This is a genomic window from Pseudomonas sp. EA_65y_Pfl1_P113 (genome assembly GCF_963970525.1).
Taxonomy (GTDB): domain Bacteria; phylum Pseudomonadota; class Gammaproteobacteria; order Pseudomonadales; family Pseudomonadaceae; genus Aquipseudomonas; species Aquipseudomonas tritici.
In genome coordinates this window covers 1-555 of the sequence record NZ_CAXAQM010000294.1, presented here as the reverse complement: position 1 = coordinate 555, position 555 = coordinate 1, and the positions used below count along the sequence as shown (strand labels likewise).

The window sequence follows — 555 nt, the reverse complement described above, 5'->3', positions numbered from 1 at the left end:
CCGGCGGTCGATGAGGTCGCTGACAAGTTCGTCCTTGCGCCCGGCGCAGGCCGGATCGCGCGGATCGACACCCTGGAGGAAGTCATAGACCGCGGCAAGGTCGCCGAGATCACGCGCGAACGGCCCGATATGGTCGAGGTCGGCAACGAAAGGAAAGGTGCCAGCGCGCGACAGACGCCCGAACGTCGGCTTCAGACCGAACACGCCGCACAGCGACGCCGGCACCCGGATCGAACCATTCGTATCCGATCCCAAAGCCACCGGCACGATGCCCGCTGCGACCGCAGCGGCCGAACCACCCGACGAGCCACCAGCTATGCGAGCCGGATCGTGCGGATTCCGTGTCGGGCCGTAATGGGCGTTTTCCGTGCTGAACCCGTAGGCATACTCGTCCATGTTGGTGATACCAACGAGATTGGCGCCAGCCGCAACCAGTCGTTCGATCGCGGTCGCGTCCGTTTCCGCAGGTGGCAGGTCGCGGTTGATCTTGGACCCCGCCAATGTCGGGCGGCCGACCACGTCGAATAGATCCTTGGCGGCGAAGGGCAGTCCGGC

1 protein-coding gene is annotated in these 555 nt (G+C 65.6%); it reads right to left on the bottom strand.

Annotated features, from left to right (window positions below; genetic code table 11):
* On the bottom strand, nucleotides 1-555 hold a 555-nt coding region (locus AACY52_RS29685), incomplete at both ends, for an amidase family protein (RefSeq protein ID WP_339561282.1).